Source organism: Streptomyces sp. NPDC048696, assembly GCF_043198895.1.
In the GTDB taxonomy this organism is placed as follows: domain Bacteria; phylum Actinomycetota; class Actinomycetes; order Streptomycetales; family Streptomycetaceae; genus Streptomyces.
The window spans coordinates 218985-238765 of the sequence record NZ_JBICVJ010000004.1; the positions used below are offsets into that span (position 1 = coordinate 218985).

The 19781-nt window shown below is 71.5% G+C and carries 19 protein-coding genes; 13 read left to right on the forward strand and 6 right to left on the reverse strand.

Annotated elements, in window-relative coordinates; all coding sequences use genetic code 11:
- Nucleotides 1-210: 210 nt before the first annotated feature.
- The gene (locus ACGFRG_RS10155) at nt 211-1839 is read left to right on the forward strand and encodes a GMC oxidoreductase (RefSeq protein ID WP_393262995.1); all 1629 of its coding nucleotides are present in this window, start codon (nt 211-213) and stop codon (nt 1837-1839) included.
- A 28-nt stretch (nt 1840-1867) separates the two neighbouring features.
- Here the strand turns inward: ACGFRG_RS10155 and ACGFRG_RS10160 are convergent, their stop codons facing one another.
- The gene (locus tag ACGFRG_RS10160) at nt 1868-3664 is read right to left on the reverse strand and encodes an AMP-dependent synthetase/ligase (protein ID WP_361428027.1); all 1797 of its coding nucleotides are present in this window, start codon (nt 3662-3664) and stop codon (nt 1868-1870) included.
- A 272-nt stretch (nt 3665-3936) separates the two neighbouring features.
- Between ACGFRG_RS10160 and ACGFRG_RS10165 the strand changes: the two genes are divergently transcribed.
- From ACGFRG_RS10165 to ACGFRG_RS10190, 6 genes are all read left to right on the forward strand, one after another.
- Entirely contained in the window at nt 3937-4698 is a 762-nt protein-coding gene (locus tag ACGFRG_RS10165) for a metallophosphoesterase (RefSeq protein WP_361428029.1), read from the forward strand.
- 90 nt (nt 4699-4788) lie between these two features.
- A complete protein-coding gene (locus ACGFRG_RS10170; protein WP_361428031.1) occupies nt 4789-5250 on the forward strand; it encodes an SRPBCC family protein in 462 nt (153 codons plus the stop codon).
- A 2-nt stretch (nt 5251-5252) separates the two neighbouring features.
- Complete coding sequence (locus ACGFRG_RS10175) at nt 5253-6440, forward strand: ArsA-related P-loop ATPase (protein WP_361428033.1); 1188 nt, start codon at nt 5253-5255, stop codon at nt 6438-6440.
- Nucleotides 6441-6507: 67 nt separating this feature from the next.
- Nucleotides 6508-6945, forward strand: coding sequence for a DUF5304 domain-containing protein (locus ACGFRG_RS10180; RefSeq protein ID WP_393263000.1), 438 nt, complete (start codon nt 6508-6510; stop codon nt 6943-6945).
- Between the two features lie 66 nt (nt 6946-7011).
- Nucleotides 7012-7953, forward strand: a complete 942-nt coding sequence (locus ACGFRG_RS10185; protein ID WP_361428037.1) for an ROK family glucokinase — start codon at nt 7012-7014, stop codon at nt 7951-7953.
- Nucleotides 7954-8042: 89 nt separating this feature from the next.
- Nucleotides 8043-8789 (forward strand): endonuclease/exonuclease/phosphatase family protein, encoded by a 747-nt coding sequence (locus ACGFRG_RS10190; protein ID WP_361428039.1) that lies wholly within the window; start codon nt 8043-8045, stop codon nt 8787-8789.
- 3 nt (nt 8790-8792) lie between these two features.
- Here ACGFRG_RS10190 and ACGFRG_RS10195 read toward each other — a convergent pair whose 3' ends face one another.
- Both ACGFRG_RS10195 and ACGFRG_RS10200 read right to left on the reverse strand, forming a co-directional pair.
- Nucleotides 8793-9371, reverse strand: coding sequence for a hypothetical protein (locus tag ACGFRG_RS10195; protein ID WP_361428041.1), 579 nt, complete (start codon nt 9369-9371; stop codon nt 8793-8795).
- On the reverse strand, nt 9364-10143 hold the full coding sequence (locus ACGFRG_RS10200; protein ID WP_361428043.1) for an alpha/beta fold hydrolase: 780 nt from the start codon (nt 10141-10143) through the stop codon (nt 9364-9366). Before ACGFRG_RS10200 ends, ACGFRG_RS10195 begins: the two co-directional genes overlap by 8 nt.
- A 153-nt stretch (nt 10144-10296) precedes the next feature.
- Between ACGFRG_RS10200 and ACGFRG_RS10205 the strand changes: the two genes are divergently transcribed.
- The 5 genes from ACGFRG_RS10205 (at nt 10297) to ACGFRG_RS10225 (ending at nt 15535) form a co-directional block, all read left to right on the forward strand.
- Nucleotides 10297-11076, forward strand: a complete 780-nt coding sequence (locus ACGFRG_RS10205) for a 1-acyl-sn-glycerol-3-phosphate acyltransferase (protein ID WP_361428045.1) — start codon at nt 10297-10299, stop codon at nt 11074-11076.
- A 149-nt stretch (nt 11077-11225) separates the two neighbouring features.
- The gene (gene macS / locus ACGFRG_RS10210) at nt 11226-12443 is read left to right on the forward strand and encodes a MacS family sensor histidine kinase (RefSeq protein ID WP_393263006.1); all 1218 of its coding nucleotides are present in this window, start codon (nt 11226-11228) and stop codon (nt 12441-12443) included.
- Nucleotides 12440-13120 carry a response regulator gene (locus tag ACGFRG_RS10215; protein ID WP_393263009.1) on the forward strand — a complete coding sequence of 227 codons (681 nt, stop codon included), beginning with the start codon at nt 12440-12442 and terminating at the stop codon, nt 13118-13120. The genes macS and ACGFRG_RS10215 overlap by 4 nt, the downstream gene beginning before the upstream one ends.
- Nucleotides 13121-13316: 196 nt before the next feature.
- On the forward strand, nt 13317-14345 hold the full coding sequence (locus ACGFRG_RS10220; RefSeq protein WP_361428051.1) for a 6-phosphofructokinase: 1029 nt from the start codon (nt 13317-13319) through the stop codon (nt 14343-14345).
- Nucleotides 14346-14539: 194 nt separating this feature from the next.
- The gene (locus tag ACGFRG_RS10225) at nt 14540-15535 is read left to right on the forward strand and encodes a 2-hydroxyacid dehydrogenase (protein ID WP_393263012.1); all 996 of its coding nucleotides are present in this window, start codon (nt 14540-14542) and stop codon (nt 15533-15535) included.
- A gap of 384 nt (nt 15536-15919) precedes the next feature.
- Here ACGFRG_RS10225 and ACGFRG_RS10230 read toward each other — a convergent pair whose 3' ends face one another.
- From ACGFRG_RS10230 to ACGFRG_RS10240, 3 genes are all read right to left on the reverse strand, one after another.
- Nucleotides 15920-17839 carry a chorismate-binding protein gene (locus tag ACGFRG_RS10230; protein WP_393263015.1) on the reverse strand — a complete coding sequence of 640 codons (1920 nt, stop codon included), beginning with the start codon at nt 17837-17839 and terminating at the stop codon, nt 15920-15922.
- A gap of 93 nt (nt 17840-17932) precedes the next feature.
- Complete coding sequence (locus ACGFRG_RS10235) at nt 17933-18076, reverse strand: trp operon leader peptide (protein ID WP_393263018.1); 144 nt, start codon at nt 18074-18076, stop codon at nt 17933-17935.
- Nucleotides 18077-18092: 16 nt separating this feature from the next.
- Nucleotides 18093-18308: an FG-GAP repeat domain-containing protein gene (locus tag ACGFRG_RS10240; protein ID WP_393263023.1), complete on the reverse strand. Its 216-nt coding sequence runs from the start codon at nt 18306-18308 to the stop codon at nt 18093-18095.
- Between the two features lie 51 nt (nt 18309-18359).
- On the opposite strand from ACGFRG_RS10240, the gene ACGFRG_RS10245 reads away from it, so the two are divergent.
- A complete protein-coding gene (locus ACGFRG_RS10245) occupies nt 18360-19697 on the forward strand; it encodes a class II 3-deoxy-7-phosphoheptulonate synthase (protein WP_393263026.1) in 1338 nt (445 codons plus the stop codon).
- Nucleotides 19698-19781: the final 84 nt, after the last annotated feature.

Below are 19781 nucleotides of genomic sequence, written 5' to 3' on the forward strand. Positions count from 1 at the left end.
CGCCTGCGGTCCGTCGGGGCTCGCCCGCGCCCCTAGGAGGGCCCGAAGGGCCCATCAAGGGGCGCGGGGAACTGCGCGACCAGCCCCCCGCCGGGCCGCAGCCAAACGACAACGCGCCCCGGCCCACCACACTCCCACCCCTGACGGTCACTCAGATTTAAGACAACGTGAACGCTGGGCGGAAGCCCAAATTCCGCCCATGCTGCGCGCATGACACCAAATCTGACGCGCCGTCACCTACTGGGCCTCGGCGCCCTCCAGGCGGCCGCACTCCTCGGCCTCACCAAAATCACCCTCACCCCCGCCCACGCGGCAGAGCCCAAGCAGCCGCAAGACGCCACCTACACCCCCGCCCTGGTCATAGGCTCCGGCTACGGCGCATCCGTGGCCGCACTGAGACTCGCGCAGGCCGGCATCCAGACCCTTGTCCTGGAAATGGGCAGACTCTGGAACACCCCCGCCGCGGACGGCAAGATCTTCTGCTCGACCGCCGACCCGGACCAGCGATCGATGTGGTTCCGCACCCGCACAGAGGCCCCTCTCGCCACGTTCCTCTGGCTCGATGTCGTCAACAAGACGATCAGCCCGTACCCCGGCGTACTGGACCGGGTGAACTACGGCGACATGTCCGTCTACGTGGGCCGCGGCGTCGGCGGCGGCTCGCTCGTCAACGGCGGCATGGCCGTCACCCCCCGCCGCGACTACTTCGCCGAGGTCCTGCCCCAGGTCGACGCCGCCGAGATGTACGCCACGTACTTCCCGCGCGCCAACGCCATGCTCGGCGTGAACACGATCGACCCGGCCTGGTTCGAGTCCACCGAGTGGTACAAGTTCGCCCGCACCTCGCGCAAGGCGGCGCAGAACGCCGGCCTCAAGACCGTCTTCGTACCCAACGTCTACGACTTCGGGTACATGCAGCGCGAGGCCGCCGGTACCGCCACCAAGTCCGCGCTCGCGGGCGAGGTCATCTACGGCAACAACTACGGCAAGCGGTCGGTGGACAAGACCTACCTCGCCGCCGCCCTCGGCACCGGCAACGTCACCATCGAGACCCTGCACCACGCCCGCGCCATCCGCAGGCAGCCGGACGGCACGTACGTCGTCACCGCCGACCGGACCGATCCGAGCGGCAAGGTCGTCGAGACACGGGAGATCGGCTGCGGGAAGCTCTTCCTCGGCGCGGGCAGCCTCGGCACCACCGAACTGCTGCTGCGCGCCCGCGAGACGGGCACCCTGCCCGCCCTGGACCCCGCCGTCGGCACCGGCTGGGGCACCAACGGCAACATCATGACGGCCCGCGCCAACCACATGTGGGACACCGTCGGTGCCAACGAGGCCACGATGCCCGCGCTCGGCATCGACGACTGGGACAACACCGCCAACCCGGTCTTCGCCGAGATCGCCCCGCTCCCGATGGGGTTCGAGCACTGGGTGAGCCTGTATCTGGCGATCACCAAGAACCCGCAGCGCGGCACCTTCTCGTACGACCCGGCGACCGACTCGGCCAGGCTCGACTGGACCAGGGCGCAGAACCAGCCCGCGGTCGACGCGACGAAGAAGCTCTTCGACCGGATCAACCTCATGAACGCGACGATCTACCGGTACGACCTCTTCGGCAACAACACGCCGTTCGCCGACGGCTTCTGCTACCACCCGCTCGGCGGCTGCCCGTTGGGGCGGGTGACCGACGACTACGGGCGGGTGAAGGGGTATCCGGGCCTGTACGTCACCGATGGAGCCCTCATCCCCGGCTCCATCGGCGTCAACCCGTTCGTCACGATCACCGCGCTCGCCGAGCGCAACGTCCAGCGCGTCCTCGCGCAGGACACCGCGAAGTGATCACACCCGAGTGATCAGGCCCGACTGATCAGTGGGCGTAGATCGCCTCGATCTCGTCCGCGAAGTCCTTCGCCACGACATTGCGCTTGAGCTTCAGCGACGGGGTGATGTGCCCCGCCTCCTCCGTCAACTGGGAGGTGAGAATGCGGAATTTCCGCACCGATTCCGCCTTGGAGACCGCCGCGTTGCCGTCGTCCACCGCCCGCTGCACCTCCGCGAGCAGCTCCGCGTCCTCGCGCAGCGAGGCCGCCGTCGAGCCGGCCGGCTTGCCGTGGTCGGCGGCCCAGTGGGCCAGGAACTCCTCGTCGAGGGTGACCAGCGCGCCCACGAACGGCCGTCCGTCGCCGACCACCATGCACTCCGCGACCAGCGCGTGCGCGCGGATGCGGTCCTCGATCACCGCCGGGGCGACGTTCTTGCCGCCCGCCGTGACGATGATCTCCTTCTTGCGGCCGGTGATCGCGAGGTAGCCGTCCTCGTCGAGGGTGCCGATGTCGCCGGTGTGGAACCAGCCGTCGGCCAGCGCCTCGGCGCTCGCCGCCTCGTTGTTCCAGTACCCCGTGAACAGGTGCTCGCCGTGCAGCAGCACCTCTCCGTCGTCCGCGATGCGCACCACGGAGCCGGGCAGCGGCTGGCCGACCGTGCCGATCTTCTGCCGGTCCCAGGGGTTGAACGCGGTCGCGGCGCAGGACTCGGTGAGGCCGTAGCCCTCCAGGACCGTGAAGCCGATGCCCCGGTAGAAGTGGCCCAGGCGCTCGCCGAGCGGCGCGCCGCCGGAGATCGCGTACTCGCCCCGGCCGCCGAGCACCGCGCGCAGCTTGCTGAAGACGAGCCGGTCGAAGACCTTGTGCTTGATCTTGAGGCCGATCGAGGGGCCCTGCGGGGTGCCCAGCGCGCGGCTGTACGCGATGGCCGTGTGCGCGGCCTTGTCGAAGATCGGGCCCTTGCCGTCCGCCTGTGCCTTGGCCCGGGCCGAGTTGTAGACCTTCTCGAAGACGCGCGGCACACCGAGGATCAGCGTGGGCCGGAAGGAGGCCAGTTCATCGGTGAGGTTCTTGATGTCCGGTACGCAGCCGAGCTTGATCGGCGCCATCACGGACGCCACCTCGACCAGCCGGCCGAAGACGTGCGCGGTCGGCAGGAACAGCAGGACCGAGCACTCGCCGGTGCGGAAGAGCGGCTTGAGGCGCTCGACCACGTTGCCGCACTCCGCGAAGAAGGCGCGGTGGGTGAGCACACAGCCCTTGGGGCGGCCGGTGGTGCCGGAGGTGTAGACGATGGTCGCCGCGTCGTCCGCGTGCGCCGACGACATCCGCTGGTCGAGCACCTCGTCGGAGATCTCGGCGCCCTTGGCGGTGAGTTCGGCGACCGCGTCGGACTCGATCTGCCAGATGCCCTTCAGCCCGGTCAGCCCGGCCTGCACGGAGGTCACGGCCGCCAGGTGCGCCTCGGACTCGACGACGCACAGGGTGGCGCCGGAGTCGCCGAGGATCCACTGGATCTGCTCGGGCGAGCTCGTCTCGTACACGGGAACGGTGACCGCGCCCGCGCTCCAGACGGCGAAGTCGAACAGGACCCACTCGTAACGGGTCCGCGACAGCAGGGCCACCCGGTCGCCCGGCTCCACGCCGGCGGCGATCAGGCCCTTGGCCACGCCCCGGACCTCGGCCAGGAACTGGGTGGCGGTGACATCGGTCCATTGTCCCGCGACCTTGCGGCCCATGACCGCGACATCGGGATGCTGAGCGGCATTGCGGCGGATCAGATCCGTCAGGTTGCCGTCCGTGGGGACCTCGTACAGGGCCGGAAGGCTGAACTCGCGCAAGACTGCTGCTCCTCATCGGGCGCCGGTGCCACGGCTCTGTGTGACGCACCGGCTGCGGTCCAAGATCGGGCAGGTGCCCGGAGCAACTTGTTGGGGATCTGCTCCGAGCACGACTGGACTGCCCGGACGTTACCCATGGGTAGTGGGTTCCCGATAGGGGGTCCTGGCCAGATGTTCGCTGCGTCACACGGTTCGCACCGCTCCACGCACAGTAGTCCACTCCTTTCGCGACTCGGAAGTAACCGCAGGTCCGGCGGCCTAGGGTGGTCGGCATGCGAGTACATGTGGTCAGCGATGTGCACGGGAACACCGACGGACTGGCGAAGGCGGGGGACGGCGCGGACGCCCTCGTCTGCCTGGGTGACCTCGTCCTTTTCCTCGATTACGCCGATCACTCGCGCGGGATCTTCCCCGACCTCTTCGGCGTCGAGAACGCGGACCGCATCGTCGCCCTGCGCACCGCCCGCCGCTTCGAGGAGGCCCGTGAGCTGGGCCGCTCGCTCTGGGCGGGCCTCGACCGGGAGGCGGCGATCGAGTCGGCCGTCCGCCGTCAGTACGCCGAGATGTTCGCCGCCCTTCCCACCCCGACGTACGCCACCTACGGCAATGTCGACATACCGTCCCTGTGGCCGGAGTACGCGGGTCCCGGTACCACCGTCCTGGACGGCCAGCGGGTCGAGATCGGCGGCCGGGTCTTCGGCTTCGTCGGCGGCGGCCTGCGGACCCCGATGCGCACGCCGTTCGAGATCTCCGACGAGGAGTACGCGGCCAAGGTCGAAGCGCTCGGCGAGGTGGACGTGCTCTGCTCGCACATCCCGCCGGAGGTCCCCGAGCTCGTCTACGACACGGTCGCCCGCCGCTTCGAGCGCGGCTCGCGCGCGCTCCTCGAAGCCATCCGCCGCACCAGGCCCCGGTACTCCCTGTTCGGCCACGTCCACCAGCCGCTGGCCCGCCGGGTACGCGTCGGGCGCACCGAGTGCGTGAACGTCGGCCACTTCGCCGCCACCTCCAAGCCGTTCGCCCTTGAGTGGTGAGACGGCCTCCGGCATGAGGCCCGGCGGGCACGCGATAGCCTGCACAGCACCACCCCACACAGCGGCCCGCGCACTGGAGGAGCCACGACGATGGCGGAACACACCAGCTCGTCTATCACCATCGAGGCGGCACCGGCCGACGTGATGGGGGTGATCGCCGACTTCGCCCGGTACCCCGAGTGGACCGGAGAGGTGAAGGAGGCCGAGGTGCTGTCCAAGGACGCCGAGGGCCGCGCCGAGCAGGTCCGGCTCGTCCTCGACGCCGGCGCCATCAAGGACGACCACACCCTGAAGTACGCCTGGCACGGCACCGACCAGGTCAGCTGGAGCCTGGTCAAGTCCCAGATGCTGCGCACCCTCGACGGCTCGTACAGCCTCGCGGACGCCCCCGGCGGCCACACCGAGGTCACCTACCAGCTCACCGTCGACGTCAAGATCCCGATGCTCGGCATGATCAAGCGCAAGGCCGAGAAGGTCATCATCGACCGCGCGCTGGCCGGGCTGAAGAAGCGTGTCGAGAGCGGCGGCGCCGCCGGGGCCGAGCAGGCCTGATCGTGCGTACGGTCCTCGTCACCGGTCCCGGCGGCGCGGGCCGCACCACCGTCGCCGCCGCGACCGCGCTCGCGGCGGCCCGGCGCGGCGAGCGCGCCCTGCTGCTGCACACCGACCGCGACGACGGCCTCGCCCGGCTGCTCGGCGGCGACGACATCCAGGGCCTGGACGTCGTACGGATCGACGCGGGCGCCCACTTCCGCGCCGAACTCCTCGCGCTCCAGGACCGCGCCGCGACGGCGCTCGACCTGCTCGGCGCGGGCCGCCTGGACGGCGAGGAGCTGACCGAGCTGCCCGGCGCCGACCAGCTCGCCCTGCTCAAGGCGCTGCGCGAGTCGGCCACCGGCGACCACGACCTGGTCGTCGTCGACATGCCGCCCACCCACGCCTGCGTCGCGGCCCTCGCCCTGCCCGGGCAGCTGCGCCGCTATCTGCGCCGGCTCCTTCCGCCCGAGCGGCAGGCCGCGCGTTCGCTGCGCCCGGTCCTCGCCCAGCTGGCCGGCGTCCCGATGCCCGCGCGCTCGCTGTACGAGACGGCCGCCCGCTGGGACGCCGAGCTGGCCGCCGTGCAGGCCGTGGTGGACGACCCGGCGACGACCGTACGGCTGGTCGCCGAGCCGGGGCCCGCGGCCTCGGCCGCGCTGCGCACCGCCCGGCTCGGCCTCGCCCTGCACGGGCTGCGCCTGGACGCGGTGGTCGCCAACCGCGTCCTTCCCACCGGCTCGGCCGACCCCTTCCTCGCCGGGCTCTCCGGGCGCCAGCAGTGCGCGCTCAAGGAGCTGGCCGAGGAGTTCGACGCCGCAGCGGTCCACGAGGTCCCGCACCTGGGGCGCGAGCCGCAGGGCGCCGACGAGCTCGACGAACTGATCGGGCTTGTCGGGGGACCGACCGGCGAGAGCGGCCTGTGGCACGCGGACGACGGGGGACAGCGCGAGCCCTGGGCCGTCGAGGACCGCCTCGCCGACGACGGCGTCCTCGTCTGGGTGCTGCCGCTGCCCGGCGCGGCCAAGGACGCGCTCGGCCTGGTGCGCCGGGGCGATGAACTCCTGCTGGACGCCGGACCGTTCCGCCGGATCGTCGCCCTGCCGTCCGCGCTGCGCCGCTGCACCGTCTCCGGCGCGGCCCTCGCCGACGGCGTCCTGCGGATCCGGTTCACGCCGGACCCCGCCCTGTGGCCCCGCGCACACTGAACGCCGTACCCCCATTCGGGTAACGTCGAGAGAACACGACCCTTCTCCTCAGTAGCTGGAGTCCGCCATGAGCGAAGCCACCGAGCGTCCCGCCTCCGACGCGGATGCCTGGGCCGACGCGTGCGCCGAGGACCTCGCAGCCGAGAAGGCGCGCCGCCGCGCCGAGCACGGCCAGCCGCCCGGCTCGGCCGCCGAGGAGCTGCGCAAGCTGGTCGACGCCGTCGCCGACAAGGTCGCCGGTCTTTCGGGGATCCAGTCCTCGCTGCCCGGCATGGCCGCGCAGAGCGCCGTGCAGCAGCTGATCAGCCAGGCCAAGGCCGCGGTCGAGCCGGTCATCGAGCGCAACCCGGACGTCTTCGACCACCTGGCCGCGGCCGGCGGCGAACTGCTCGCCGCCTACCGCTCCGCCGTCGAGGGCCATGAGCGGCGCTGGGCCTCACAGCGGCCGAAGAAGGACGAGGACGGCGGCGGCCCGGGCCCGGCCGAGCACATCGACCTGGACTGACGATCCGGTGCCCGCCCTCGGGTACGGTTGGCCTCAGCGGGGCTCGACCGAAAACTGAGGGACTTAATGGGACTCACCATCGGCGTCGACATCGGCGGCACCAAGATCGCGGCGGGAGTGGTCGACGAGGAGGGCCACATCCTCGAAACGCACACCGTGCCCACGCCGCCGACCGCTGACGCCATCGTGGACGCGATCTGCGCCGCCGTCGAAGGGGCGGGCAAGGGGCACGAGATCGAGGCCGTCGGCATCGGTGCCGCCGGTTACGTCGACGACAAGCGCGCCACCGTCCTCTTCGCGCCCAACATCAACTGGCGCCACGAGCCGCTGAAGGACAAGGTCGAGCAGCGCGTCGGGATGCCCGTGGTCGTCGAGAACGACGCGAACGCGGCGGCCTGGGGCGAGTACAAGTTCGGCGCCGGCCAGGGCCACGAGGACGTCATCTGCATCACGCTCGGCACGGGCCTGGGCGGCGGCATCATCATCGGCAACAAGCTGCGCCGCGGCCGCTTCGGCGTGGCCGCCGAGTTCGGCCACATCCGGGTCGTGCCGGACGGCCTGCTGTGCGGCTGCGGCAGCCAGGGCTGCTGGGAGCAGTACGCCTCGGGGCGCGCGCTGGTGCGGTACGCCCGTCAGCGCGCCAACGCGACCCCCGAGAACGCCGAGATCCTGCTCGGCCTGGGCGACGGCACGATCGAGGGCATCGAGGGCAAGCACATCAGCGCCGCCGCCCGCCAGGGCGACCCGGTCGCGGTGGACTCCTTCCGCGAGCTGGCCCGCTGGGCGGGCGCGGGCCTGGCCGACCTGGCCTCGCTCTTCGACCCCTCCGCGTTCATCGTCGGCGGCGGTGTCTCGGACGAGGGCGAGCTGGTCCTCGACCCGATCCGCAAGTCGTTCCGGCGCTGGCTGATCGGCGGCCAGTGGCGTCCGCACGCACAGGTCCTGGCCGCGCAGCTGGGCAACAAGGCCGGTCTGGTGGGCGCGGCGGACCTGGCCCGCCAGGGCTGACCGCACGGCCCGTACGCACGCTCGTACGCATGTTCGGCGCCCGTCGCGTCCCCTGGGGAAGCGGCGGGCGCTGCCCTATGTTGTGGGCCATGCCGCTCACGGATCTTCCCGCGTCCCGTACGGAGAACGGCTCGGCCGTGCTCCGCGTCCTCAGCTACAACATCCGCTCGATGCGGGACGACAACGCGGCCCTGACCAGAGTCATCCGCGCCTGCGACCCCGATCTGGTGCTGATCCAGGAGGCGCCGCGGTTCTTCCGCTGGCGCAAGGCGGCCGCGCGCCTGGCGGCGGCCAGTGAACTGGTGGTCCTCAGCGGCGGCGCGACCGCCGCGGGCCCGCTGCTGCTGTGCTCGCTTCGGGCGACGGTGGAGCGCACCGAGGACGTCCTGCTCCCGCTCACCCCCGGGCTGCACCGCCGCGGCTTCGCGACGGCGGTGGTACGGGTCGGCGGCGCCCGCCTGGGCGTCCTGAGCTGCCATCTGAGCCTCCAGGCGGACGAGCGCGAGGCCCAGGCCCAGATGCTGCTCGACCGCCTCGCGGCGCTGGGCGTCGAGCACGCGGTCGCGGGCGGCGACCTCAACGACCGCCCGGACGGCCGCGCGTTCCGCCGCCTGTCGGCCGCGCTCCAGGACTGCTGGTCGGTACGCCCGTGGGGTACGGAGTACACCTCGACCCCGGCCGACCCCCACCAGCGCATCGACGCGATCTTCGCGACGCCGGGGATCGAGGTCCTGGGATGCGGAGTCCCGACGGGCCTGCCGGACGCGGACCTGCGCGCGGCGACCGACCACCTGCCGGTACTGGCGGCGCTGCGGGTCCCGACGAGCCAGGGGTGAGGGTCAGACCACCGCGCCCCGCCCAGGGTCGTCGTCGTCCTCGTCGTCGTGCTTCATCCGGGCGAACAGTGTGCCGAAGCCGCCGATGAAGCCGCCCACGCCCAGTGTCGTGAGCCACCAGGTGAACTCCCACTGGAAGACCGCCGCCAGCAGCATCAGCAGCGGCCCGCCGATCACCGCCAGCCAGGCGAACTTCGCCGTGACGTCCGCCTCCGGCAGCGGCGGCGGCTCCGGCGGGATGAAGTGGCCCTCGTCCGCGTCGTCGAGGTCGCCCTCGGACGGCTCCGCGACGCTGAAGTCGCGCGGGCCGCCGGTGCCGCCCACACCGGGTGCGAACACGATCGAGCTGCCCAGCGGCTTCGGCTCGGGCGGCACCGGCGGCTCCGGCGACTCGGGCTTGTCCGCCGCCGGACCCGGCGTCCCGTTCCGCTCGCCCTCCAGGACCGCCAGGTCCTCCACCGACTTGAACGGCTTCGTCCCCGGCGGGTCGGCCGGCTCCTCGCCGTACCCCGCCACGATCGCCGCCCACGCAGCCTCTTCGTCGATCGGCTGCGGTTCGCGGTCCGCGTCGTGCTCAGCCACCGGTTGTGCTCCCCTTCTTCCCGACGCTCGGAGCGAGGCGGCCGATGAACGCGTAACTCTCCTCGAAGATCCGCTCCGCGTCGTGGTCCAACGTCGCCACGTGGTAGCTCTGTTCCAGCAGGATCTCGGTGACGTCGGTGGAGGAGACCCGGGCGAGCACGCGGGCCGAGTCGGCGGGCGGCACCACATGGTCCTGCGGGCTGTGCAGCACGATCAACGGCTGGGTCACCTGCGGCAGTTCACGGTCCACCAGCTGGAAGAACTTTCGCAGCGAGTGCGCCGCGTGCAGCGGCACCCGGTCGTAGCCGACCTCCGCCGCGCCCTCCTTGGCGATGTCGCTGGCGATGCCCTTGGTGGACGGGACGAGGTGGCGGACCACCGGCAGGGCGTGGGCGGCCAGGCCGTGCACCTTGTTGCCCGGGTTGACGAGGACCAGGCCCGCGATGTCGTCGCCGTGCTTCGCCGCGAGCCGCAGCGCGAGCGCGCCGCCCATCGAGAGGCCGAAGACGAAGACCTGGGTGCAGCGCTCAAGGAGCTCGCGCAGCGCCCGGTCCACTTCCGCGTACCAGTCCTGCCAGCCGGTGAGCTGCATGTCCTGCCAGCGCGTGCCGTGTCCCGGCAGCAGCGGCAGCGAGACCGTCAGGCCGCGCTCGGCCAGATGGTCGGCCCATGGGCGCAGCGACTGCGGGGAACCGGTGAAGCCGTGGCAGAGGAGGACGCCGACCTCTCCGCCCTCGTGGCGGAACGGCTCGGCTCCAGGGAGGACGGGCACCGGGATCTCCTGTTCATGAGCAGGGGCGGGGGAGTTGTACTTCACGGTACGCGACCGGACTGACACCGACCAGAGCCGTCACCGGCCCGCGCGCGGGAGGGGGGCTCCGACACGGGTTAAGGTCTGTTCGACAGACAAAGGAAGGCATCCGAGTTGATCTACGGCGCTATGAAGTTCTCCATCGGCGGCTCGCTGAAGCTTGCCTTCAGGCCCTGGGTGGAGGGCCTTGAGAACATTCCCGCCGAGGGGCCGGCGATCCTCGCGAGCAACCACCTCTCGTTCTCGGACTCCTTCTTCCTGCCGGCGGTCCTCGACCGCAAGGTGACCTTCATCGCCAAGGCGGAGTACTTCACCTCGCCGGGTGTGAAGGGGAAGCTGACGGCCGCCTTCTTCAAGGGCGTCGGCCAGCTCCCGGTGGACCGCTCGGGCGCGCGCGGCGCGGGCGAGGCGGCCATCAAGAGCGGCATCGAGGTCCTGGAGCGCGGTGAGCTGTTCGGGATCTACCCGGAGGGCACCCGCTCGCCCGACGGCCGCCTCTACCGCGGCAAGCCCGGCGGCCTCGCGCGCGTGGCCCTCGCCACCGGCGCGCCGGTGATCCCGGTCGCGATGATCGACACGGAGAAGATCCAGCCGCCCGGGAAGGTGATGCCCAAGCTGATGCGCCCGGGCATCCGCATCGGCAAGCCGCTCGACTTCAGCCGCTACCACGGCATGGAGGGCGACCGCTTCATCCTGCGCTCGGTGACCGACGAGGTCATGTACGAGATCATGAAGCTCTCGGGCCAGGAGTACGTGGACATCTACGCGACCGCGGCCAAGCGCCAGATCGCGGACGAGGCGAAGCGCAAGGCCGACGAGGAGAAGGCCGCCGAGAAGGCGGAGCGCTCCCGCGAGGCCGAGCAGGCCAAGCGGGCGGAACGGCCGGGAGACTGACCGCTCCGCGGAAGTGCGGTCGATTCGGCTGCGGACCGTGCGTGGCTGGTCGCGCAGTTCCCCGCGCCCCTCAAGGCGCCCGGAACCGCATCGGACTGCCGCACGTCCGCTCAGTCGGCTGGGCCCGTTCGTCTCAGGGGTTGGGGAGCATGGCGAAGCGCGAGCGCGTCATCAGGATGTCGGTCGAGCTGCCGCTGTGGCGCGCGCTCACCGCGTACCGCGTACTGACGATGGTGTACGCGGTGCTGGTCTTCGTCTCGGAGTACCGGCACTACGAGCGCCCCTGGGTGGGCATCGCCTTCTTGTCGGTGCTCGCGGTGTGGACGCTGGCGACGCTGCCCCGGGTGGCGAACGCGGCGAGCTGCACCAAGCGGTTCCTGGGCGCCGACCTCACGATCGCGCTCACCGGCATCCTGATCACCCCGCTGGCCGACGCCGACGCCCGGACGGTGAACGGGCCGACCCTGCCGACCATATGGGCCGCGGGTTCCGTGCTCGCCTTCGCCATCAAGGGCGGCTGGCGCTGGGCCGCCTTCGCCTCGTCCCTGGTCGCCGCCGCCAACCTGGTCGAGCGCGGCGCACCCACCCGCGACACGCTCCACAACGTGCTGCTCGTCTGGGTCGCCTCGGTCGCCATCGGCTACGTGGTGGAGGTCGCCCGGGCGAGTGAGGCCACCCTCGCCCGCGCCCTGGAGATCGAGGCCGCCACCCGCGAGCGGGAGCGGCTGGCCAGGGACATCCACGACAGCGTCCTCCAGGTCCTCGCCATGGTGCAGCGCCGGGGCACGGCGCTCGGCGGCGAGGCGGCCGAGCTCGGCCGGATGGCCGGGGAGCAGGAGGTCGCGCTGCGCACCCTGGTCTCCAGCGGCCTGGTGCCCACCACGCGCGCGTCCGAGGACCCGGCGCTCGGCGCCCTGGTCCGCACGGTCGACGACGATGACGACGGACGGGCGGACCCCGAAGGGGCCGAGCTCGACCTGCGCGCGCTGCTCGCCCCGCACGCCGGATCGCGGGTCTCACTGGCGGAGCCCGGCGCTCCGGTGCTGCTCCCGCCCCCGGCGGCGCGCGAGCTGGCCGCCGCTGTCAGTGCCGCGTTGGACAATGTCCACAGACACGCGGGGGAGTCCGCCCAGGCCTGGATCCTGGTCGAGGACTGGGGGGACGAAGTGATCGTCACGGTACGGGACGACGGTCCCGGAATCCCGGCGGGCCGGCTCGCGCAGGCCGAGGGGGAGGGGCGCCTGGGCGTCGCCCTCTCGATCCGCGGCCGGCTGCGGGACCTGGGCGGCACCGCCGAGCTGATCTCGGTGCCGGGCCAGGGCACGGAAGTAGAGCTGAAGGTTCCACGGGGGAGGGCGAAGGTATGACGCAGTCGATCGAGCGGCAGAGCGTGAAGGTGATGGTGGTCGACGACCACCCGATGTGGCGCGACGCGGTCGCGCGCGACCTGGCGGCCGCCGGGTTCGACGTGGTGGCCACCGCCGGGGACGGCCCGCAGGCGGTCCGCCGGGCCCAGGCGGTCACGCCGGACGTGCTGGTCCTGGACCTGAACCTGCCCGGGATGCCGGGCGTCCAGGTCTGCAAGGAGCTGGTCGGCGCCAACCCGGCGCTCAGGGTCCTGGTCCTGTCCGCCTCCGGCGAGCACGCGGACGTCCTGGAGGCGGTGAAGTCCGGCGCGACCGGCTATCTGCTGAAGTCGGCGAGCACCGAGGAGCTGACGGACGCGGTGAGCCGCACGGCGGCCGGCGACCCGGTGTTCACCCCGGGCCTGGCCGGTCTGGTCCTCGGCGAGTACCGCCGGCTGGCCTCGGACCCGGCGCCCGCCGCCCCCGACGAGCCGAAGGCCCCGCAGCTCACCGAGCGCGAGACCGAGGTGCTGCGGCTGGTGGCGAAGGGGCTTTCGTACAAGCAGATCGCCGAGCGCCTGGTCATCTCGCACCGCACGGTCCAGAACCACGTCCAGAACACCCTGGGCAAGCTCCAGCTGCACAACCGCGTGGAGCTGGTCCGGTACGCGATAGAGCAGGGCCTGGACGAGGGCTGAGCGGTCGTTCGCCGGGTACGGGGGTGGGGCGCGGGCGTCCGCCCGTACAACGCTCGTACGGGTGAATGAAAGGCCGTCAACACCCCTTTGAATTCCCGGAATTGACGTTTCGTCCCATCCCGGAGTGACCTGGGTCACCATTAGCGTGGCCCGTATAGGTCTTTCCACGCGTCTGCCACGGCGAAGGGACAATTCCATGCGAGTCGGAGTACTGACCGGAGGCGGCGACTGCCCCGGGCTCAACGCCGTCATCCGGGCCGTCGTCCGCAAGGGCGTGCAGGAGTACGGATACGAGTTCACCGGGTTCAAGGACGGCTGGCGCGGCCCGCTGGAGGGCGACACCGTCAAGCTCGACATCCCCGCCGTGCGCGGCATCCTGCCCCGTGGCGGCACCGTTCTCGGCTCCTCGCGCACCAACCCCCTCAAGGCCGAGGACGGGGTGCGCCGCATCAAGGAGAACCTGGCCAAGCACGAGATCGACGCGATGATCGCGATCGGCGGCGAGGACACCCTGGGTGTGGCGACCCGGCTGAGCGACGAGTACGGGATCAAGTGCGTCGGCGTGCCGAAGACGATCGACAACGACCTCTCCGCGACCGACTACACCTTCGGCTTCGACACGGCGGTCGGCATCGCGACGGAGGCCATCGACCGCCTGCACACCACGGCCGAATCCCATATGCGGGTCCTGGTCGTCGAGGTGATGGGCCGCCACGCGGGCTGGATCGCGCTCCACTCGGGCCTGGCGGGCGGAGCCAACGTCATCCTCATCCCCGAGCAGCGCTTCGACGTCGACCAGGTCTGCGGCTGGATCACCTCCCGCTTCAAGGCGTCGTACGCGCCGATCGTGGTGGTCGCCGAGGGCGCGATGCCGCAGGACGGCGAGCTGGTCCTGAAGGACGGCACGCTGGACTCCTTCGGCCATGTGCGGCTCTCGGGCGTGGGGGAGTGGCTGGCCAAGGAGATCGAGAAGCGCACGGGCAAGGAGGCCCGCACCACGGTCCTGGGCCACGTCCAGCGCGGCGGCACTCCCAGCGCCTTCGACCGCTGGCTGGCCACCCGGTTCGGGCTGCACGCGATCGAGGCGGTACGGGACGGCGACTTCGGCAAGATGGTCGCGCTGCGAGGCACGGACATCGTCCGGGTGCCGATCGCGGAGGCGACGTCGCGGCTGAAGACGGTGGATCCGGCGCTGTATGCGGAGGTGGGGGTGTTCTTCGGCTGAGGGGTGTCGCCTTGCTGCGGGCAGGGGGCAGCAGGCGGGGTGCGGGTGCCTGGCGGCGGGCGGGGCGCGGGGATGGGCCGTATATTCGCGATATTCGGCGTGATGCGCGCGATATGCGCCATTCGGGGCAAAGGGCGGGGGACCGTCCGGCCCGTGATCGCCGCCGCCCGCGCCCCCGACCCTAGGTGAGACCCATGGACATCCTGGCCTTCGGTGTGCAGGCTGACGAGCGGCCGCTGATCGAGGCGGGCTTCGTGGGGCAGCACGACGTCCGGTGCCTCGACGTGTTCCTCACCGAGGACACCGCGCCCATCGCGGCCGGGTACGAGGTGATCTCGACCAGCGTGAACGCCGTCCTGGACCGGTCGGTGCTGCAGACGCTGGCGGTGGGCGGGACGCACATGATCGCCCAGCGTTCGACGGGGTTCAACAACATCGACCTGGAGGTCGCGGAGCGGCTCGGCATCACGGTGGCGCGGGTGTCGTACTACTCGCCGCACTCCGTGGCCGAGTTCGCCTGGACCCTGGCGATGGCGGTCAACCGCCGGATCGTCCGCGCCTCCAACCGCACCCGGGACTTCGACTTCCGGCTCGACGGGCTGATGGGCCGCGATCTGCGCGGGCGTACGGCGGGGGTGCTCGGCACCGGGAAGATCGGCGAGGCGTTCACCCGGATCGCCCATGGGTTCGGCATGAACCTGCTCGGCTGGGACGCGGCGGAGAATCCGGCGTGCCTGGAGCTCGGCATGAAGTACGTCGAGAAGGACGAGCTGCTGGCCGACGCGGACGTGGTCAGTCTGCATGTGCCGCTGCTGCCGTCGACGCATCACCTCATCGACCGGGCGGCGCTGAAGCTGATGAAGGACGACGCGATCCTGGTGAACTCCAGTCGGGGTGGGCTGGTGGACACGGAGGCGCTGGTGAGCGAGGTGCGGGCGGGGCGGTTCGCGGGGGTGGGGCTCGATGTGTACGAGGCCGAGGCGGGCCTCTTCTTCCTCGACAAGTCGCTGGAGGTCGTCGAGGACGACACGCTGGCGCGGCTGGTGACGTTCCCGAACGTGGTGGTGACGTCGCACCAGGCGTACTACACGCGGGACGCGGTGGGGCAGATCGTGGCGGCGACGGTCCGGAACGTGGCGGACTATGTGGCGGGCCACCGGAACGAAAACGTCCTGGTCCCCCGGGGGTGAGGCCCCTCCCCACCCCTTCCCCAAACCCTCCTGGGGTGGGTGGGGGCGGAGGTGGTTTCCCGGGGGCTGGGCCCCCGGACCCCCGGGCGGGGGCTGCGCCCCCTGCACCCCGCTTCGGGGCTCCGCCCCGGATTCCTGGGGTGGGTGGGTAGCAGCGTGCTCGTCTGCGGATCGTGCTGGGTTGCTCGCTCCCCCAAGTTCTCGACTCCGCTCGAACAGGGGGGACCCCCACCGCGGCGGAGCCGCAAATCGACACAGCCCCGCGCCCCTAAGAGGGCCCTTCGGGCCCATCTCCAGGAGGGCCCGAAGGGCCCATTGAGGGGCGCGGGGAACTGCGCGACCAGCCCCCACCGGCCCGCAGACGAACGACATCCGCCGGAGGCTTCAGGGAAGGGGCGGGGTGGGGAGGGAATCCCGCACGGCCGACAGGAGTTCCCCCACCACCCCCGGCCCCCGCAGGGTCAACACCGACTCCGGGTGGAACTGGACCCCCGCGAACCCCGGACCCCGCACCGCGTGCACCTCCCCCGTCGACGGGTCCGCCGACACCTCCACACCAGCCCGCACCACCCCGTCCCACCGCGCCACAAAGCTGTTGTAGAACCCCACCGTCTCCTCCCGACCGAACAGGTCGACCCGCACCTGCGCCCCCTGCTGGGGCACCCGCTTGCGCACGATCGGCAACCCCAGCTCCGCCACGATCAGTTCGTGCCCGAGGCACACGCCCAGCAGGCCGTGGCGGTGGGAGCGCAGGAGGTCGGCGGTCAGCGGGCGCAGCAGGCGCATCTTGGGGTCGTCCGGGTCGGACGGGTCGCCGGGGCCGGGGCCCAGGATCACCGGGCCGGGGTGCGCGAGCGCACGCTCCCGCAGGCCGGGCGTGTCGTAGCGCAGCACCGAGACCCCCAGCCCGGACGAGCGCAGCAGATGCGCCAGCATCGCCGTGAAGGTGTCCTCCGCGTCCACCACCAGCGCCTCGCCCACCGGCTCCACCACCCGGTCCTGCATCCGCAGCCAGAACGGCGCCAGGTCGGCCCGCCGGGCGTCCAGAGCCGCCCGCACCCGGGGGTCATCGGCGAGAGCCGGTGCGGGGGAGGCGCCCGGACCGGCCGGGCGGCCCTCCCGTACGCCCAGTGCCGCCAGCACCCCCGCCGCCTTCGCATGCGTCTCCGCCACCTCGCCCGCCGGATCCGAGTGGCGCACCAGCGTCGCGCCGACCGGGACCCGCAGCCGCCCGTCCGCCGCGATGTCGGCCGTACGGATCAGGATGGGGGAGTCCAGGGTCTGGGCGCCGCCCTCGTCGCGGCCGAGCAGAGCCAGGGCGCCCGCGTAGTAGCCGCGGCCGAGGCCGTCCGGGCCGGCGGGCTCGTACCGTTCGATCACCCGGCACGCGTTCTGCACCGGTGAGCCGGTCACCGTCGCCGCGAACATCGTCTCGCGCAGCACCTCGCGCGCGTCCAGCGAGGTGCGGCCGCGCAACTCGTACTCGGTGTGCGCGAGATGGGCCATCTCCTTGAGCCGGGGGCCGATCACCACGCCGCCCCGGTCGCCCACCGTGCACATCATCTTCAGCTCCTCGTCCACCACCATCGACAGCTCGTCGATCTCCTTGCGGTCGGAGAGGAAGGTCAGCAGATCCTCGGGCGTCGGACCGGCCGCCGGGTAGCGGTAGGTCCCGCTGATCGGGTTCATCACCACCGTCCCGCCCGACATCCGCACATGCACCTCGGGGCTCGCGCCCACCAGCGTGCGCTCGCCGGTGTGGACCACGAACGTCCAGTACGCCCCGCGCTCGCCCGCGAGCAGCCGACGGAACAGGGCGAGCGCGTCGGCCCGGCCGAAACCGGGGATCTCGCCGGTGAAGGTGCGCCGGATGACGAAGTTGGCGCCCTCGCCCTGCCCGATCTCGTCCTCGATCACCCGCCGTACGACCTGGGCGTACTCCTCGTCCGAGACGTCGAAGCCGCCCTCCTCGACCTGTACCTCGTGCGTGGGAAGCGCCGACAGGACCTCGGCGAGCGGCAGTTCGTACGTCTCGTCGGCGACCAGTACGGCCAGCGGAGTGCCGTCGTCGCGTACGTCGAAACCGCGCTCGCGGATCTGGCGGAACGGGACGAGGGAGAGGGACGGCCGCTCGCCGTACGGGATGTCGGCGAGCCGTTCCACCTCGCGCACCTCGCCGATCAGCAGCTCCACGACCTCGTGGTCGCGGCCCGGCGTGCGGCGCCGGAGCAGGGCGAAGGGCGGGCAGTCGGGGTCGAGGAGCCGGGCGAGGGCGAGGGCGGTGTGCGTGTTCGTGGACGGCATGGGGTTCCTTCCGGTGCATCGGAGAGGAACGGCCTGCGGAAAGCAGAAAAGGCCGCCCCTCGGGCGGCCTTTCGCGTTTTCGTGTACGCGCGATCAGTGGGCCGCCGGATGAGCGGTCCACCACCAGTTCTGGTTCGAGTGCGCGAACATGCCCCGCACCTTAGCGGAAGTTCTGGCGTCCTGCCCTCTCATCCCGAAGGGCCCGCTCCGTCCACTGGATGGAGCGGGCCCTTCCATGTACCGCCGGTCCGGCTCAGACCAGCAGGTTGAACATCTGCCAGCCGCCGCCGACCTGGGTGCGCCCGGCGAACGGGGCGCCCGTCGCGCTGCCCGTGCCCCGGTAGATCCAGAGCACGCCGGAGGAGTCCCGGGCCAGCAGGTCCGGGTCGCCGTCACCGTTCAGATCGCTCGGGCCGACCATCGCGTGGCAGGCGAGCGATGCTTTTCCGCCACCGGCTGGTTTCTTCACGTCTCACAGGGTGGGCGCGGGGCTGGACGTCTTGGCGGACCCCGTAAGGTTGTGGAGGTGACCGTGAACGAAAACACCTGGCGTGACCTTCCCGCGGCGCAGCAGCCCGAGTACCCGGATGCCGAGGCTCTGCGCGATGTGATCGCGGACCTTGAGTCGTATCCGCCGCTCGTCTTCGCGGGCGAGTGCGACCAGCTGCGCGCCCGGATGGGGGCCGTCGCCAAGGGCGAGGCGTTCCTGCTCCAGGGCGGCGACTGCGCCGAGGCCTTCGACGCCGTGTCGGCCGATCACATCCGGGCCAAGCTCAAGACCCTGCTCCAGATGAGCGCCGTGCTGACGTACGCCGCGTCCGTGCCGGTCGTCAAGGTCGGCCGGATCGCCGGCCAGTACTCGAAGCCGCGCTCCAAGGGCACCGAGACCCGCGACGGCGTGACCCTGCCGACCTACCGCGGCGACTCGGTCAACGGCTTCGACTTCACCGAGGCCGCCCGCGTCCCGGACCCCGAGCGGCTGAAGCGGATGTACCACGCGTCCGCCTCCACGCTCAATCTGGTCCGCGCCTTCACCACCGGTGGCTACGCCGATCTGCGCCAGGTGCACGCCTGGAACCAGGACTTCGTCAAGCAGTCCCCGTCCGGCCAGCGCTACGAGCAGCTGGCCCGCGAGATCGACAACGCGCTGAACTTCATGAAGGCGTGCGGCACCGACCCGGCCGAGTTCAAGGCCGTCGAGTTCTACGCCTCGCACGAGGCGCTGCTGCTCGACTACGAGTCGGCGCTCACCCGGGTGGACTCGCGTACCGGCAAGCTCTACGACACTTCCGGCCACATGGTCTGGGTCGGCGAGCGCACCCGCCAGCTCGACCACGCGCACATCGAGTTCGCCGCCCGCATCAGCAACCCGATCGGGATCAAGCTCGGCCCCACGACCTCGGTCGACGAGGCGCTGACCTACGTGGACCGGCTCGACCCGGACCGCGAGCCCGGCCGGCTGACCTTCATCGTCCGCATGGGCGCCGACAAGGTCCGCGACAAGCTGCCCGAGCTGGTGGAGAAGGTCACCGCCTCCGGCGCGGTCGTCGCCTGGGTCACCGACCCGATGCACGGCAACACCTTCGAGGCGGCCTCCGGCCACAAGACCCGCCGCTTCGACGACGTGCTCGACGAGGTCAAGGGCTTCTTCGAGGTCCACAAGGCGCTGGGCACCCACCCGGGCGGCATCCACGTCGAGCTCACCGGTGACGACGTCACCGAGTGCGTGGGCGGCGGCGACGAGATCTTCGTCGACGATCTGCACCAGCGCTACGAGACGGCCTGCGACCCGCGCCTGAACCGCAGCCAGTCCCTGGACCTGGCGTTCCTGGTCGCCGAGATGTACCGCGACCAGTGAGCGGCCTGCGATAGGCAGCTTCCTACGAGCCGTGGGGCGTGGATCTGTGATCCGCGCCCCACGGGCGTATCCGGGGCTTTCCGT

Excerpts from the sequence above, each read along its gene's own strand:
- ACGFRG_RS10215 (WP_393263009.1), top strand. The coding sequence starts at position 12,440 with ATGACGCAGTCGATCGAGCGGCAGAGCGTGAAGGTGATGGTGGTCGAC.
- ACGFRG_RS10190 (WP_361428039.1), top strand. The coding sequence starts at position 8,043 with ATGCCGCTCACGGATCTTCCCGCGTCCCGTACGGAGAACGGCTCGGCC.
- ACGFRG_RS10225 (WP_393263012.1), top strand. The coding sequence starts at position 14,540 with ATGGACATCCTGGCCTTCGGTGTGCAGGCTGACGAGCGGCCGCTGATC.
- ACGFRG_RS10235 (WP_393263018.1), bottom strand. The coding sequence starts at position 18,076 with ATGGAAGGGCCCGCTCCATCCAGTGGACGGAGCGGGCCCTTCGGGATG.
- ACGFRG_RS10165 (WP_361428029.1), top strand. The coding sequence starts at position 3,937 with ATGCGAGTACATGTGGTCAGCGATGTGCACGGGAACACCGACGGACTG.
- ACGFRG_RS10185 (WP_361428037.1), top strand. The coding sequence starts at position 7,012 with ATGGGACTCACCATCGGCGTCGACATCGGCGGCACCAAGATCGCGGCG.
- ACGFRG_RS10170 (WP_361428031.1), top strand. The coding sequence starts at position 4,789 with ATGGCGGAACACACCAGCTCGTCTATCACCATCGAGGCGGCACCGGCC.
- ACGFRG_RS10155 (WP_393262995.1), top strand. The coding sequence starts at position 211 with ATGACACCAAATCTGACGCGCCGTCACCTACTGGGCCTCGGCGCCCTC.
- macS (WP_393263006.1), top strand. The coding sequence starts at position 11,226 with ATGGCGAAGCGCGAGCGCGTCATCAGGATGTCGGTCGAGCTGCCGCTG.
- ACGFRG_RS10180 (WP_393263000.1), top strand. The coding sequence starts at position 6,508 with ATGAGCGAAGCCACCGAGCGTCCCGCCTCCGACGCGGATGCCTGGGCC.
- ACGFRG_RS10220 (WP_361428051.1), top strand. The coding sequence starts at position 13,317 with ATGCGAGTCGGAGTACTGACCGGAGGCGGCGACTGCCCCGGGCTCAAC.
- ACGFRG_RS10230 (WP_393263015.1), bottom strand. The coding sequence starts at position 17,839 with ATGCCGTCCACGAACACGCACACCGCCCTCGCCCTCGCCCGGCTCCTC.